Origin of the sequence: Pedobacter sp., assembly GCF_965227205.1 — a bacterium.
GTDB lineage: Bacteria > Bacteroidota > Bacteroidia > Sphingobacteriales > Sphingobacteriaceae > Pedobacter.
In genome coordinates this window covers 138,727-153,548 of the sequence record NZ_OZ245727.1, presented here as the reverse complement: position 1 = coordinate 153,548, position 14,822 = coordinate 138,727, and the positions used below count along the sequence as shown (strand labels likewise).

Below are 14,822 nucleotides of genomic sequence, written 5' to 3'. Positions count from 1 at the left end.
ACCGCAACAGTAGTACACTATATTTACATTTTAGTTCACTATTGTTGCAAATGGTTAAAAAAACAGCGTTTTTATCTATAAAGTTTCTTTATCCAAAATTCCTTCATGTTGTTTCTGGCGATAATCATTTGGTGCAAAATGATATATTTTTTTAAACTCTCTGAAGAAATAAGACTTATTATTGAAGCCGGTTTTGTAAAAGATTTCTGATACGTTGAGTGTAGAATTTTGCAATAAAACTGCGGCATGTTTTAAACGTATTCTTTTGATAAACTCAGAAGGAGTCATCCCCGCCAAAGTTTTAAGTTTTCGGTAAAGCTGCATTTTACTAATACACAATGCCGCTTCTAAAGTAGATGCATCCAAATCCGATTCAGCAAGATTATCTTCTACAGCTTTTACGAGCGCATTTAGAAATTCCTTATCTCCTTGTTCTAAATCTACATCCACAAAGTGATTATTAATGTTTCCATCTTTAATCAAATTGTTCATCCGGTTACGATAATCTAATAACTTACGAACCCGCATTTGTAAATAGTTGACATGAAAAGGCTTGGGGATATAAGCATCTGCACCGGTTTCGTAACCTTCTGTTTTATGTTCTTCACTTCCTTTAGCAGAAAGAATAATAAATGGAATATGGCAAGTTGCGGGTGCTGTTTTTACATATTTACAAAGGTCCAAACCATCCATTTCTGGCATCATAACATCACTTATAATAATATCTGGCGTATTATTTTTTAGAAAATCTATTGCGGCTAACCCATTTTCAGCTTCATAAACAATGTAGTGCTCGCTTAAAATGTTTTTAATTAGAAAGCGCAAAGAAACATCATCCTCAACAATCAATATTGCATACTCCGACTTTTGTTTCAAATTATCAATTAGTGCTGCTTTATTATTTTGTTCGACCGTTGTGGTAATTTCTTTTGCATAAGGTTTTAAAATAGATTCGAACAGGTAAGATGGAGCTGATGCAATTACTTCATTTTCCTTTCCTTCAATGGCTTGTTTTAAATTTAGTTTGAAACTAAATGTAATCCAACTTTGATTTAAGGAAACAGCAATGGTTCCATTCATAATTGAAATTAATTCTTTAATAAAAGCCAAACCAATACCAGAATTAAATTTTTCGAACTGAGCTTCTGCACCAACCTGAAATTCTTCAAAAATGTTATCCAAATCACTTTCCTTTAACTTACAGCCCGAATTAGCAACTATTATTTCGAGTTCTTTTGCCTGTTCGTTATAAAGGGCATTAAAAATGATTGATTCGTTAGCGCCTGCGTGTTTAAAGGCGTTTGAAAGCAAATTAAAAAGCACTTTCTCAAACTTATCTTTATCAATGAAACCAGCCAAAGAAGATTGAATTTCTCGGGAGTATAGCTGATTATTTTTTTCAGCAACGGGAATAAACAACTGCGATAAACCATTTAATAACTTAGTAATGTCGAAATAATCTTCATTACTTTTTAAATAACCAGCTTCAGCTCTTCTAAATTCTAATAGTTGCTGCACTAAGTAAGTAAGTCTGGCCGTATGCTGATGAACCAGCGATAGAAAATAATTCTTATCCTTTGGTTTTTCTACCTCTCCATTCTTTTCCATAATATGCTCTACCGAACCCATTATTAAAGTTAAAGGAGTTTGAATTTCGTGTGCAATGTTGGTAAAAAAGCTAATCCTTTGGTGATGGATTTCTTCATCTTTTTGTCTGAATAAATATTCCCTTTCGAGTTTAAATTTCATCTCCAGTTTATTTTTTCTGTATAAATGAAAGGCATAACCACCAAACACTAAAAGCAGGAAATAAACCAAATATGCTGGCCAGGTGAGCCAGAAATATTGCTTTACAATAATATTTAATGCAATAATATCCTGAGTCCAAACACCTTCTCCGTTACTCCAACGAACCATCAGTTTATATTTACCTGCCGGGATATTATAATAGGCGATTTCTCCATTTGTACCGGTATATCGCCAGGTATTATCTAATCCTTCGAGTTTATAAGCAAATTCATTCTTGGATGCATTGAAGTAATTTAACGCATTAAAAGAAAACTGGAAAAAGTCATTTTTTCTATCTAAAGTAAATGTTTCTGCATTTTCTTGGGTTGATTTTACAATAAGATATTGATTATTCTCAAACTTGATTCCGCCCATTTGCAGGTCGGTTATTAAAAGATTTGGCTGCCTTTTGTTTTCTACAATATCCTTTGGTACAAAATAGTTAAAGCCGTAAATTCCTCCAAACAAAAGGTTTCCTGTTCTGGATTTTAATACTGCGCCATCGCTAAATTCATTGCTTTGTAAACCATCACTATGTTGATAATTTGCAATGCTGTTATTTAATGGATTTAACTTAGCTAGTCCTTTACTTGTGCTAAGCCATATATTCCCTGCATCATCTTCATTGATGGCATGAATGGTATTATTTGGCAAACCAGTTTCAGTAGTTATTTTAGAGAATTTTGGCTTTTCTTTTAACGATTCAGCATTACTAAGGAAATTTAAACCATAACTCGTGCCTACCCATAACCTATTTGCTTTATCGTAAAACAAGGATAAAACATCACTATGTGATAAACTTCCATCGTAACCCGAAGCCTTGTAAGTTTTAAACTGCTCTGTTTTTTTGTTCAGCACACTTAAACCGCCGTATCGGCAGGCAATCCATAGTCTATCATCATTACCATTTACAAGTGCATATATAATATCATTTGCTGGTCCATCTTTTTCAGTCGCTGAAGAATAATATTGTTTAAATTTCTTTATGGAAAGTGTTGCATCGGCATTTCTTTCTACTTTGAGATGAATTAAACCATAACCACTGGTTCCAATCCAAACAGCGCTGTCTTTATCCTGAATTATGGTATAAACAGATTTAAAATCAGGCAATTTTGCTGAGCCTCTCAAATCTTTCCAACGAAAAGTTTTAGCAGTTTTTTGGTCGTAAACCGAAACACCTTTACCATCGGTACCAATGTAAATTAATTGGTCGATACCCCTCTTTATTGCAAACACAGAATTATTCTCTAAGCCATTGCTTACATCAATTTTTCCTGAATTAGCAGTTTCATTCCTATTCTTCCAAAAATCATTAAAAATTAATATTCCGCTACCTTTTGTACCAACCCATAAATTATTATCAACCTCTGCAAAGGCTCTAATGGGTTTATTTATACTGTTATTATTTAGCTTAGTTACCAACCCAAATAAATTTTCCTTTGGATAAATTTGAATCAATCCGTTACCATCGGTTCCAAGCCACAAAATTTTGTTTTGCGTAACATTTAAAGCTGTAATTCTTAGATTTTCTAATAAATGAGATTCCTTTTTAAGCAATTCTGTTTCTTTAAAATCTTTATCATAAACACTAATTCCCTGGTTCTCCCATGCCACAACATAGCTGTTTTGATAATAACATATTGCTTTAATTTTCTTATTTGAAATACCAATTTGAAGGTTTTGGTTATTTACACCCGTTAAAAAATGAGTATCATTATTAAGAGAATAAATAAGTTGATTATTTACCAGAAAGAAATTATTTATTCCAACAGATGACGAGTATTTTTTTACTATTGTAAGTTTATTCTGAAGAGTATTGGCAATTACTAATTCGCCCTTTTTATTGAGATAATATAGAGCGTTTTGGGCGAAACACATTTTTACAATACCTTCTTTGCCACTGAAATAATGATAACGTTCAAACTTATCACCTTTAATGTTATACTTAGATAAGGTTCCATCGGCTGAATAGCAAAAAACATCACCATTCTTATTTACAGCTAGTTCATATTCATTTTCGCTAACTTTTTGGTTTATCGTATTAGGATAAAAATATCTATAAACTTTACCGTTAATTTTATTGTAGCGAGAAATGCCACCTATAGTATTAATCCATATATTTTTATGGTTATCCTCATTTATAGATTGAATAACATTGCTACCAATACTATTTTTTACTTTGCCGATATTATGATTGTAAACACTAAATTTTGTTCCATCATAACGGTTTAAACCATCCCAGGTTCCAATCCACAAAAGCTGATCTTTATCTACAAAAATATTGTTTACAGAACTATTTGATAATCCATTTCTATTATCTAACTGCTGATAATAAAATGATACCTCCGGATTAAGATTCTTCGCCTGGACGAATGAAAAAGCAAAAACAAGATATACAGAAAACAGAAGCCACACCTTACTCATAAAAAAATTCAAATATTTGGTTAGATAATTACGGGATGCCTATAAATCTAAAGAAAATAATTAAGGTGCAGGTTACTCTAAACAAAAACAGGCAACCAAAATGGTCACCTGTTTTAAAATTTTTAGAATAAAATTCTACAAAGAATTAATCCATTTCACAAGTTCATCTCTTCCCTTGCCTGTTTTTTGCTGAAGCTTGCCTAATAACTCGTCATCTTGTCCTTCTTCATGCTTCAAATCGTCATCGGTTAAATCTGCATAGGCCTGTTTAACTTTTCCTTTTATCTCGTTCCACTTTCCTTTTAATTCTAACTTATCCATTTTCTTAATTATTTATATGTTCCTAGTAAATGCATTCATAATTATAACCTTACAATTAAGACTTTGTTTAGGAAATTTATAAAAATGCTTTATTGAGCGATAAATCAAACATTTAAGGAATAAAATGTCTAATAATATTGTTACATTAGAATATCATTCCTATCTAACAAACTTTATAAACTTAAAACTGACAATTTGATGAAAAAATTACTCTTGAGTTTCTTTTTATCCTTTTGCGTTATTGCATCTGTTTTCGCACAAGACAGAACAATCAGCGGAAAGGTAACTTCAGGTACTGGCGAGCCGCTCCCTGGTGTAAGTGTGTACGTAAAGGGAACGTCTTCTAACGGTACACAAACAAATGCAACAGGCGATTACAAGATAACTGTTGCCCAAAACGCGAGTACACTAACTTTTACATTTGTTGGTTACAAAACCAAAGAAATTGCAATTAGAGGTAATTCTGTAAATGCAAATTTAGAAGAAGACAACACAACTTTATCTGATGTGGTAGTTGTTGGTTATGGGACGCAATCTAAACGCGACTTACTTGGTTCTCAAGCCAGAGTTACTGCGGCAGAAATGAAAGACCGACCTTTGGCAACAGTAGAAAGTGCACTACAAGGAAAGGCTCCTGGAGTTTTTATTAATTCAAGTAGTGGTAAACTTGGTCAAGCTTTACAAATTCGTGTAAGAGGTATTTCTTCAATTTCAGCTAGCAATCAGCCTTTATTTGTTATAGATGGTGTTCCGATTGTTACGGAAGCTTTAGGTACGTACACAGAAGCTGATAACCCTTTAGCCGCGATTAGTCCAGATGATATCGAATCTATGGAGGTTTTAAAAGATGCTGCTGCAGCTGCCATTTACGGTGCACGTGCATCAAACGGTGTAGTTTTAATTACAACAAAAAAAGGCAAGCAAGGTAGAACTAATATTGATTTTGGATACTACGCAGGTTTTAGCGATCCGACAAAAAAGGGTGAGTTTTTAAATGCAGACCAATATCGCCAATTATTAAATGAAGCATTTAAGTATAATAATTACGATGGTGGCGACTATGCTAACGCTGCAGAAATGTGGGAAGATTACACAGGCACAACAGATTGGAACAGCAGCAACAACACAAATTGGGTAGACCAAGGTTTTAAAAGAGGCCATACGCAACAGTACAGCTTAAATATCAACGGTGGTGATGCAAAAACCAGATTTATGCTATCTGGAAACTACAACAATAACGATGGTATAATCGTTGGAAACAGATATGTTCGTACAGGTGGAAGATTAAGTTTAGATCATACCGTTTCAAAGATTCTGGATGTTGGTGGTGCAATTAATATTTCAAAAGTTGATAATTATCGTATCTCAACAGATAATGCATTTTCAAATCCACTACAGTTAAATGCCTTGCCGCCAATACAACCAGTTTATGATGAAACTGGAGAATTAAATCGTTCTACAGTTTATTATAATGGTTTAATTGATATTGCTAACGGAAAAAACTTATCTACAACTTACAGAACCTTTGCAAATGCATTTGCAAGTTTAAAAATTACGCCAGACTTAGTTTTTAGAAGTGAATATGGTTTTGATTTTAACAATTTGGAGGAAGAGCAATTTTTAGGTTCTAAAACTCAAGATGGAGGAAGTACAGGTGGTTATTCTTCTGATTACATGGCAAAATCGATAAACTTTAACACCAACAATACTTTAAATTACACTAAGATTTTTAACGAAAAACACAGTTTGAATGTATTAGCTGGTTTTGCTTTTCAAGATACGAAGTTTAGATTTTCTTCAGTCGAAGGGACAACACTTCCATCAGATAGCTTTACAAAAATTGCAAGTGCTGCTGTAATCTCTGCAGGTAATTCATCAGAAACCAGACACACATTTGTTTCTTATTTAGCCAGGGTAAATTATAAATTTCAAGATAAATACTTATTAAGTGCGTCAATAAGAACTGATGGTTCATCAAGATTTGGTATTAATAACCGTTATGGTACATTCCCTGCTGTATCAGCTGGCTGGATAATTAACAAAGAAAATTTTTTAAAGGACAGCAAAACGATAAGCCAATTAAAACTTAGAGCAAGTTATGGTTTAACAGGAAACGCCGAAATTGGTGATTTCGCTTCGAGAAATTTATACAGAGGTGTTAACTATGCTGGCGTTGGTGGTACTCGTCCATTTCAATTGGGCGACCCAAATTTAACTTGGGAGACTACACAGAATTTTAACATTGGTTTAGATTTCGGATTCTTTAACGATAGAATTTCATCAACCGTTGAATATTATAAAAAGAAAACTACTGATTTACTTTTGAATGCTCCTATTGCTGCTACAAATGGTTTTTCATCGATAACACAAAACATTGGTGATATGCAAAATCAAGGTTTTGAATTCTCTCTAAATACCAGAAATTTTATCGGAGAATTTAAATGGAGTACATCGTTTAACATATCATTAAACAGAAATAAAGTTTTACGTTTGGTAAATGATCAACCAATTTTTACCGGTGGAAGATTTTTAGGTAGAGTTGCAGTTGGCGAACCATTAGGTTATTTCTATGGAAAGGCTTACGCAGGAGTTGACGCAGCAAATGGTGATGCTATCTATTATATTGATGCTTCGAGAACTGCGACTACAAATGACTACAGCTTAGCTCAAAATCAAAAATTAGGCGATCCAAATCCTAAGTTTTTTGGTGGCTTTGGAAACCATTTCTCTTACAAAAATTTCGATTTAGATATTCAAACTCAATTTGTTTCTGGTAATGACATTTACAATATGGCAGGTGTTTTCCAATCGGCTAATGGCGATTATTTTGATAACCAAACCATTGACCAATTAAATTACTGGACACCAACGAATAGAGTTACTATGATTCCTCAACCAAGATTTAACGAGGGGAACGGAACAAGTCCTTCATCAAGATGGATTCAAGATGGTTCTTATTTAAGGGTGAAAAGTGTAGTATTAGGTTATAACATTCCTAAAGCCTTTGCAAATAAATACAAAATGCAAAACTTAAGAGTTTTTGTCTCAGCAATTAACTTATTTACCATTACAGGTTACAAAGGTTACGACCCAGAGGTTAATACGCCTGGCGGAGCTTCTATTCAATCAGCTAACATTCAGTTAGGTCATGATTTTTATACTCCACCACAAGCTAGAACAATTACTTTCGGTTTAAATCTTGGCTTTTAATAATACTTAAAATATGAAAAATTATAAAAATATATTAGCTTCATTTTTAATTGTTTTAAGTGTATCCAGCTGTAAAAAACAATTAGAAATCGACCCCAAGCAACAAATTGATGCCAGTACTGCATTAAATACCACCGCAGATGTTCAAAATGCTCTGATTGGTGCTTATACTTCTTTAGCCACCGGCGATTTATACGGTACAAATCTTGTCTTCGTGCCCGATCTATACGCTAGCGATGGTTATTTAACCTGGAGGGGAAGTTTTACTTCGTACAGAAACATTTCAAGTAAAGCACTTGTCGCAAATAATGTTGAAGCAACAAGAACATGGGTTACAGCTTATGCTGCCATAAACACTGCTAACATTGTACTTTCTTCACTTAATGTAGTAAGCAACGCTGCAACTAAAGATGTTATAGAAGGCAAAGCCTTATTTATTAGAGGAATTTTGCATTTTGAGTTGGTAAGGCTATATGCTTTGCCGTATGATGCATCTGGAGCCAATACAAATTTAGGAGTGCCTATTATAACTAAAGCTGTTAAAACAATAGATAACGTAAACAATAAAGTTACCCGCAACACTGTTATTGAAGTTTACACTGCTGTAGAGAATGATTTAAAAACTGCTATTACAAAATTAGCTACAGTAAATGACCAATATGCAGCTAAGGCTTTTTTAGCTAGAGTTTATTTGCAAGAAGGAAAGTATGCTTTAGCTAGAGATTTAGCAAACGACATCATTACAAATAGCCCTTATCATTTAATAACAAACTCCCTTGAAGCACCATTTAGAACCAAAAATTCAAATGAAGGAATTTTTGAAATTCAGCAAAATGAGCAAAGTAATGCAGGTACTTCAAACGATGGTTTAGCTACCTTCTATGCCAGTTATCAAAATAGCACCGGAGGTGATGTAGGCAGAGCCGATGCGCTTGTTAATACAACTTTTTATAACTCATTTGAAACAGATGATAAAAGACAAACTGATTTAATTTATGATGGCACAGGCGCTAGAACCGGGTTTTTCTCGAAGAAATGGTATAGCTACTTTGATAACATTCCAGTATGTAGAATTACAGAACAGTATTTAATCAGAGCAGAGTGTAACTTTAGATTGGGAACTTCAATTGGTGCTACAGCTGCAAGCGATATCAATACTTTAAGAACGAGAGCTGGTTTAGGGACAATAACCCCTACTTTAGCAATAATCTTAAGCGAAAGAGAAAAAGAGTTGGCTTTCGAAGGATTCAGACTTCATGATTACAAACGGACAAAACGTTCTATTGGAACCTTTGCTTACAACGACCCAAAATTGGTATTCCCAATTCCAGACCGTGAAATAAATGCAAGTGGTAATACTTTAGTTCAAAATCCTGGATATTAAAAACATCCTTTCTTAAACAAAAAATGCCTCCCGAAATTCGGAGGGCACTGAAAAAGTAGACTTAAAAATGGTCTATAAAAAGATTAGCGGATGGGTAGGTTATAAGATCTCCATCCGCTTTTTGTTTTTTGAGTATTTTTATATTTTTACGGGGCCCAATCTATTGAGATTTCTCGCCGAATTCTGGTATTTTATGGTTGTTTTTAGGATATTTTGTGGCAATGATGATCCCGCTTTAGAATTTGAGGATTCTTTTAAGATTTACTACGAATATCGCAAGTGCACCTTGCATTTTCATGCTTTCAAGGCCATAGGAATTTGCTCTGTCATATCCATGAACATTTTTCAATTCACTATTTTTCGCCTCAATTTTATATCTGTGTTTTGACTTTTCCCTGAAGTACTCGCTTTGTTGGAATATTTCCTGCTCTTTGTGCTCATCTGGTTTTATGGCGACCGAGTAAGTCCTGCTTTTGGCTTCCGATTTATAGCAGCCATCTCTTAGCGGGCATACTTTGCATTTTTCGATATCGAAATAATAGGTCATCATCTGGTTTTTCCTGTCTACCTTTTTGCCCTGCACCCGTTTATACATAGCCAGGTGCCCTGCGGGGCATACGAACATATCTGCATCTTTATTGTAATCAAACTTTTCTTCCTCTTTTCTGGTACCATGAGTAATAGCAGGGTTCATCCTGGCAACTATCTTAACCTTATTTCCGTTCAAACCCTTAAGCTTAAGGTTGTTCTTGCCAGCATAGGCTGCATCACCTATAATAGTATCCACCTCCATTCCGTTTGACTGTGTCTGACCCAATAATTTTGGTAGCTCAGGACCATCTCCTTTCTCTCCGGAGGTAACAACAGCTGCTGTTATGATACGCTCCTCTGTCATTGCCAAATGAGTTTTGTAACCAAAAAAGCTACTATCAGCGGTTTTGTGTCCGACTCTGGCATCCATATCTTTGGATAAGGTGTAGTTATCCTGGGTATCTTCTACTGTTTCTTTTAAGAGGTTTAGCTTCTCTTTCACTGCAGGAATTTCACTTAATGCTTCATCAGACTCGATAACTTTTTGTAATTCCTTGCAGTATTCTATTTCTTTAAGAATATCATTTGAATCATTTTTCTCAGGCATCTGACCCTTGAAGTCATCATCCATTAGGTACACTGCTTTTCGAAGCAGTTTTGAGCGTTGCCTGAGTACTTCAATAGGTGAATATGGATTGGATCTGGAAAGTGAATGTGTCGCATCGACAATGATGGACCTGGATTTAATAATGCCTTTTTCCAATGCAAGGGAAACAGTTTTACCAATTAGAAGGTTTAAAAGATCCATGTCCTTGAGGCGGAGCTTTCGGAACTTGGTCAATGAGCTTGAATTGATCACATCCTCCTCCGGGGACATCTCCAGGAAATATTTGAAGGACATATCATAGCGGGAACGTTCTACCACATCAACATCTGAAACCGTATAAATTGTTTTCAGCAATAAGTATTTAAACATGCGTACCGGACTCTCAGCATTACGCCCGTTGTCCGGGCAGTATTTATCCAGAAGCTCATCATATATAAAACCAAAATCTATAAGCTCATTAATCTTGCGCAGTAAGTTCTCTTTGGGAACAATCAGGTCATAAAGCCTGGAAAACTCGCTAAACTGGATTTTTTGTTGTTGAAGAAGCATCTTAAAAGCAGTAATAATATACCTTTAAAATACAAAAAAAGGAGCAGAAAAACTAGTTTTCTACTCCTTTTGTCCTTTTCAATTAGGGGACTTTTTCAGTGCCCTCGAAATTCGGGAGGCATTTTTTGTTTCTGGCAATTAAAGTTATTTTAAACTCTTCGAAGCCTCAATAATTTCCTCCACAACAGCTGGATCTAACAGTGTTGAAGTATCGCCCAAATTTGAAGTATCACCCTCGGCTATTTTACGCAAAATACGACGCATAATTTTGCCAGAACGCGTTTTAGGCAATCCTGATACAAATAAAATTTTATCTGGTTTGGCTATTGCACCAATTACCCTTGTAACCGTTTGTAAAATATCCTTTTTAGTTAATTCTGCTTCTCCATGCATTTCAGGGTTGATAACAAAAGCGTAAATCCCTTGTCCTTTTACATCATGCGGATAACCTACAACAGCACTTTCTACAACGCCTGCATGCATATTAATTGCATTCTCTACTTCTGCTGTTCCAATTCTATGTCCCGAAACATTTAAAACATCATCTACCCTACCCGTAATTCTGTAATACCCATCCTTGTCACGTATACAACCATCGCCAGTAAAATAAAGATTTTCGTAAGTAGAAAAATAGGTTTGTTTACAGCGTTCGTGGTCGCCATAAGTCGTTCTAAGCATTCCCGGCCATGGAAACTTAATACAAAGATTTCCGCTTACATCATTGCCATCAATTTCTTTTCCATTTTCATCAACCAATATTGGCTGAATCCCCGGCAAAGGTAAAGTTGCATAACTAGGTTTTGTTGGCGTTACAGTTGCTATTGGCGAAATCATAATTCCACCGGTTTCCGTTTGCCACCAGGTGTCAACAATTGGTGCTTTACTCTTTCCTATTTTTTCATCAAACCAATGCCACGCTTCCTCGTTAATTGGCTCACCAACCGAACCTAAAACCCTGATTGAGCTTAAATCTTTTCCATTCAATGGTTCTTCGCCAAAACTCATCAAAGAACGAATGGCAGTTGGAGCGGTATATAGCGTATTAACTTTGTGTTTTTCTATAATATCCCAAAAACGAGATGGGCTTGGATAAGTTGGAATTCCTTCAAACAAAACAGAAGTTGCGCCTTGGGAAAGCGGACCGTAAACTATGTATGAATGTCCGGTAATCCAGCCAATATCAGCTGTGCAAAAATAAACCTCATCAGGCTGATAATTAAACACATTCGAGAATGTATAACCGGCATAAACCATATAACCACCACAAGTATGTACTACACCTTTTGGCTTTCCTGTTGAACCTGATGTGTAAAGAATAAACAGCATATCTTCAGCATCCATTTCTTCAGCTTCGCAAACATCGTTTACGTGTTTTACTTCATCTTCCCACCAAACATCACGACCTTTTAACATCGAAACTGGTGTACGGACATGAGTTAAAACAATGCATTTTTCAACTGTCGGGCAACCAATTAATGCATCATCAATTACATCTTTTAAAGGAATTTGTTTGTTTCCTCGATATGCACCATCAGCAGTAATTACCAATTTACATTGCGAATCATTAATTCTATCAGCAATAGATTTTGCAGAGAAACCACCAAAAATTACAGAGTGTACAGCACCAATTCTGGCACAAGCTAAAACAGCAATGGCAAGTTCAGGAACCATCGGCATATAAATGCAAATGCGGTCGCCTTTTTTTGCTCCGTTTCTTTTTAAAACATTTGCAAAACGACAAACGCGTTCGTGCAACATTTTATAAGTGTAAGTAACAGATTCTTCTTCAGGATTATTTGGTTCCCAGATAATAGCAGGTTTATCGCCATTGGTTAATAAATGCCTATCTAAACAATTCTCGGTTATATTTAATTTAGCGCCCTCAAACCATTTAATATTTGGTTCTTCAAAATTCCAGGAAAGTACTTTAAACCATGGTTTTCGCCATTGAAAGTTTTGTGCAACCTCTCCCCAAAATTGCTCGGGATTTTCTACGCTTTTTTTATAATCTTCTTCGTATTGTTTAAAGGATGTAATTTGCATTGCTCGTTTATATCTTTGTTAGTATCGGCTAATTTAATGAAATATTGACAACCTGAAATGGTGAAATCGTATCAAAATGGATATGACAGGCTTAAATAAAAAATATGTGAAAAATTTTAGCCACTCTCTTGTTGTTTACAATTATTATTCAGATATTTGCACACTCTTAAAAAAATTAAGCGGACGATATTTAACAACTATATTTACAAGTCATGTCAAGAGTTTGTGATTTAACAGGAAAAAAGGCAATGGTAGGTAATAACGTTTCACACTCAAACGTTAAAACTAAACGCAAATTTTATCCTAATTTGAAACTTCAGAAATTTTATATCCCTGAAGAAGACCGTTGGATTACGTTGAAAGTTTCTACTTCAGCGATTAAAACCATCAATAAAGTGGGTATTAACGAAGCAATCAACCGTTTCGTAAAAAAAGGATTTTTGTAAAAAACATTAACTGTTGAGATTAACAGTTTACAATTAATATTAAAATGGCAAAAAAAGGTAACAGAGTTCAGGTTATTTTAGAATGTACTGAGCATAAAGAAAGTGGCATGCCAGGTATGTCTAGATATATTTCTACAAAGAACCGTAAAAACACTACTGAGCGTTTAGAATTGAAAAAATTCAACCCGGTATTGAGAAAAGTAACCGTACACAAAGAGATTAAATAAGATTGATGGTTTAACGGTAGAAGGTTTAGGGTGTTTTAACCCGCATTCTATCAATCTATCATTCAATCATTAAATTATAAGAACATGGCAAAGAAAGTAGTTGCAACCCTTAAAACAGGTACAGGTAAAGAATATTCGAAAGTTATTACAATGGTAAAATCACCAAAAACTGGTGCTTATTCATTTAAAGAACTTATCGTACACAACGACCACGTAAAAGATGCTGTTGCATCTAAATAAGGTTAATATTTTTTAATATTGATAAAAATATTAAAGGCCGTTCCGTTTTAACCGGAAGGGCTTTTTTTGTTATATAAAATTTTAATATGGGTTTATTCGATTTTTTCAAGAAGAAAGAAACTGCACCTGAAGCACAAGAAGCTTTAGATAAAGGTTTAGAAAAAACTAAAGATGGTTTTTTCAATAAAATAACTAAAGCTGTTGCAGGTAAATCTTCTGTTGATGATGAAGTACTCGATAATTTAGAAGAGGTTTTAGTGACTTCTGATGTTGGTGTAAAAACCACATTAAAAATTATTGGTAGAATTGAAGAACGCGTAGCCCGCGATAAATACCTCTCAACATCAGAATTAAACTTTTTACTTCGTGATGAAATTCAGTTACTCCTATCTGAGAATAACAGTAACGACTTTCGTCAGTTTGAATATGGCGAGCATAAACCATATGTAATTATGGTGGTTGGTGTTAATGGCGTTGGCAAAACAACAACCATTGGTAAACTTGCACATAAATTAAAAGAAGCGAATTTAAAAGTTGTTTTAGGTGCTGCTGATACTTTTCGTGCTGCTGCTGTAGACCAGTTAAAACTTTGGGGAGAACGTGTTGGTGTGCGTGTTGTAGCGCAACCTATGGGCTCTGACCCTGCATCTGTAGCTTTCGACACTTTACAATCAGCAGTTGCTAATGGAGAAGATGTTGTAATTATTGATACAGCCGGACGTTTACATAATAAAATTGGCTTAATGAACGAACTTGGTAAAATTAAGCAGGTAATGCAGAAAGTTGTGCCAAATGCTCCGCATGAGATTTTATTGGTTTTAGATGCCTCTACGGGTCAGAATGCTTTTGAACAATGCAAACAGTTTACTGAAGCAACTGATGTAAATGCATTGGCCATAACTAAATTGGATGGTACAGCCAAAGGTGGAGTGGTTATCGGCATTTCAGATCAGTTTAAAATTCCTGTAAAATATATTGGTGTTGGTGAGAAAATTGGCGATTTGCAGCTTTTTGATAAAAAGGAATTTGTAAATAGTTTATTCAAACAATAA

10 protein-coding genes are annotated in these 14,822 nt (G+C 34.8%); 6 read left to right on the top strand and 4 right to left on the bottom strand.

Annotated features, from left to right (window positions below):
- Window positions 1–75: 75 nt before the first annotated feature.
- Window positions 76–4,212 (bottom strand): hybrid sensor histidine kinase/response regulator transcription factor, encoded by a 4,137-nt coding sequence (locus ACO05K_RS00590; protein ID WP_421942529.1) that lies wholly within the window; start codon window positions 4,210–4,212, stop codon window positions 76–78.
- 135 nt (window positions 4,213–4,347) lie between these two features.
- A complete protein-coding gene (locus ACO05K_RS00585) occupies window positions 4,348–4,533 on the bottom strand; it encodes a CsbD family protein (RefSeq protein WP_029276197.1) in 186 nt (61 codons plus the stop codon).
- A gap of 198 nt (window positions 4,534–4,731) precedes the next feature.
- Between ACO05K_RS00585 and ACO05K_RS00580 the strand changes: the two genes are divergently transcribed.
- Both ACO05K_RS00580 and ACO05K_RS00575 read left to right on the top strand, forming a co-directional pair.
- Window positions 4,732–7,743: a SusC/RagA family TonB-linked outer membrane protein gene (locus ACO05K_RS00580; RefSeq protein ID WP_421942528.1), complete on the top strand. Its 3,012-nt coding sequence runs from the start codon at window positions 4,732–4,734 to the stop codon at window positions 7,741–7,743.
- Between the two features lie 13 nt (window positions 7,744–7,756).
- The gene (locus ACO05K_RS00575; protein WP_421942527.1) at window positions 7,757–9,127 is read left to right on the top strand and encodes a RagB/SusD family nutrient uptake outer membrane protein; all 1,371 of its coding nucleotides are present in this window, start codon (window positions 7,757–7,759) and stop codon (window positions 9,125–9,127) included.
- Window positions 9,128–9,362: 235 nt separating this feature from the next.
- On the opposite strand, the gene ACO05K_RS00570 is transcribed toward ACO05K_RS00575, so the two are convergent.
- Complete coding sequence (locus tag ACO05K_RS00570) at window positions 9,363–10,814, bottom strand: IS1182 family transposase (protein ID WP_421942526.1); 1,452 nt, start codon at window positions 10,812–10,814, stop codon at window positions 9,363–9,365.
- A gap of 144 nt (window positions 10,815–10,958) precedes the next feature.
- Entirely contained in the window at window positions 10,959–12,857 is a 1,899-nt protein-coding gene (gene acs, locus ACO05K_RS00565) for an acetate--CoA ligase (RefSeq protein ID WP_421942525.1), read from the bottom strand.
- Window positions 12,858–13,069: 212 nt separating this feature from the next.
- Between acs and rpmB the strand changes: the two genes are divergently transcribed.
- The 4 genes from rpmB to ftsY all read left to right on the top strand — a co-directional run bounded on the left by rpmB (window position 13,070) and on the right by ftsY (window position 14,822).
- Window positions 13,070–13,303 (top strand): 50S ribosomal protein L28, encoded by a 234-nt coding sequence (gene rpmB, locus ACO05K_RS00560; RefSeq protein ID WP_231464193.1) that lies wholly within the window; start codon window positions 13,070–13,072, stop codon window positions 13,301–13,303.
- Between the two features lie 44 nt (window positions 13,304–13,347).
- Window positions 13,348–13,530 carry a 50S ribosomal protein L33 gene (rpmG, locus tag ACO05K_RS00555; protein WP_010599807.1) on the top strand — a complete coding sequence of 61 codons (183 nt, stop codon included), beginning with the start codon at window positions 13,348–13,350 and terminating at the stop codon, window positions 13,528–13,530.
- Between the two features lie 84 nt (window positions 13,531–13,614).
- A complete protein-coding gene (locus tag ACO05K_RS00550; protein WP_088301992.1) occupies window positions 13,615–13,770 on the top strand; it encodes a DUF4295 domain-containing protein in 156 nt (51 codons plus the stop codon).
- Window positions 13,771–13,856: 86 nt separating this feature from the next.
- A complete protein-coding gene (gene ftsY, locus ACO05K_RS00545; RefSeq protein WP_421942524.1) occupies window positions 13,857–14,822 on the top strand; it encodes a signal recognition particle-docking protein FtsY in 966 nt (321 codons plus the stop codon).

Coding starts and splice junctions, on each gene's coding strand:
- ACO05K_RS00590 (WP_421942529.1), bottom strand. CDS start 4,212: ATGAGTAAGGTGTGGCTTCTGTTTTCTGTATATCTTGTTTTTGCTTTT.
- ACO05K_RS00585 (WP_029276197.1), bottom strand. CDS start 4,533: ATGGATAAGTTAGAATTAAAAGGAAAGTGGAACGAGATAAAAGGAAAA.
- ACO05K_RS00580 (WP_421942528.1), top strand. CDS start 4,732: ATGAAAAAATTACTCTTGAGTTTCTTTTTATCCTTTTGCGTTATTGCA.
- ACO05K_RS00575 (WP_421942527.1), top strand. CDS start 7,757: ATGAAAAATTATAAAAATATATTAGCTTCATTTTTAATTGTTTTAAGT.
- ACO05K_RS00570 (WP_421942526.1), bottom strand. CDS start 10,814: ATGCTTCTTCAACAACAAAAAATCCAGTTTAGCGAGTTTTCCAGGCTT.
- acs (WP_421942525.1), bottom strand. CDS start 12,857: ATGCAAATTACATCCTTTAAACAATACGAAGAAGATTATAAAAAAAGC.
- rpmB (WP_231464193.1), top strand. CDS start 13,070: ATGTCAAGAGTTTGTGATTTAACAGGAAAAAAGGCAATGGTAGGTAAT.
- rpmG (WP_010599807.1), top strand. CDS start 13,348: ATGGCAAAAAAAGGTAACAGAGTTCAGGTTATTTTAGAATGTACTGAG.
- ACO05K_RS00550 (WP_088301992.1), top strand. CDS start 13,615: ATGGCAAAGAAAGTAGTTGCAACCCTTAAAACAGGTACAGGTAAAGAA.
- ftsY (WP_421942524.1), top strand. CDS start 13,857: ATGGGTTTATTCGATTTTTTCAAGAAGAAAGAAACTGCACCTGAAGCA.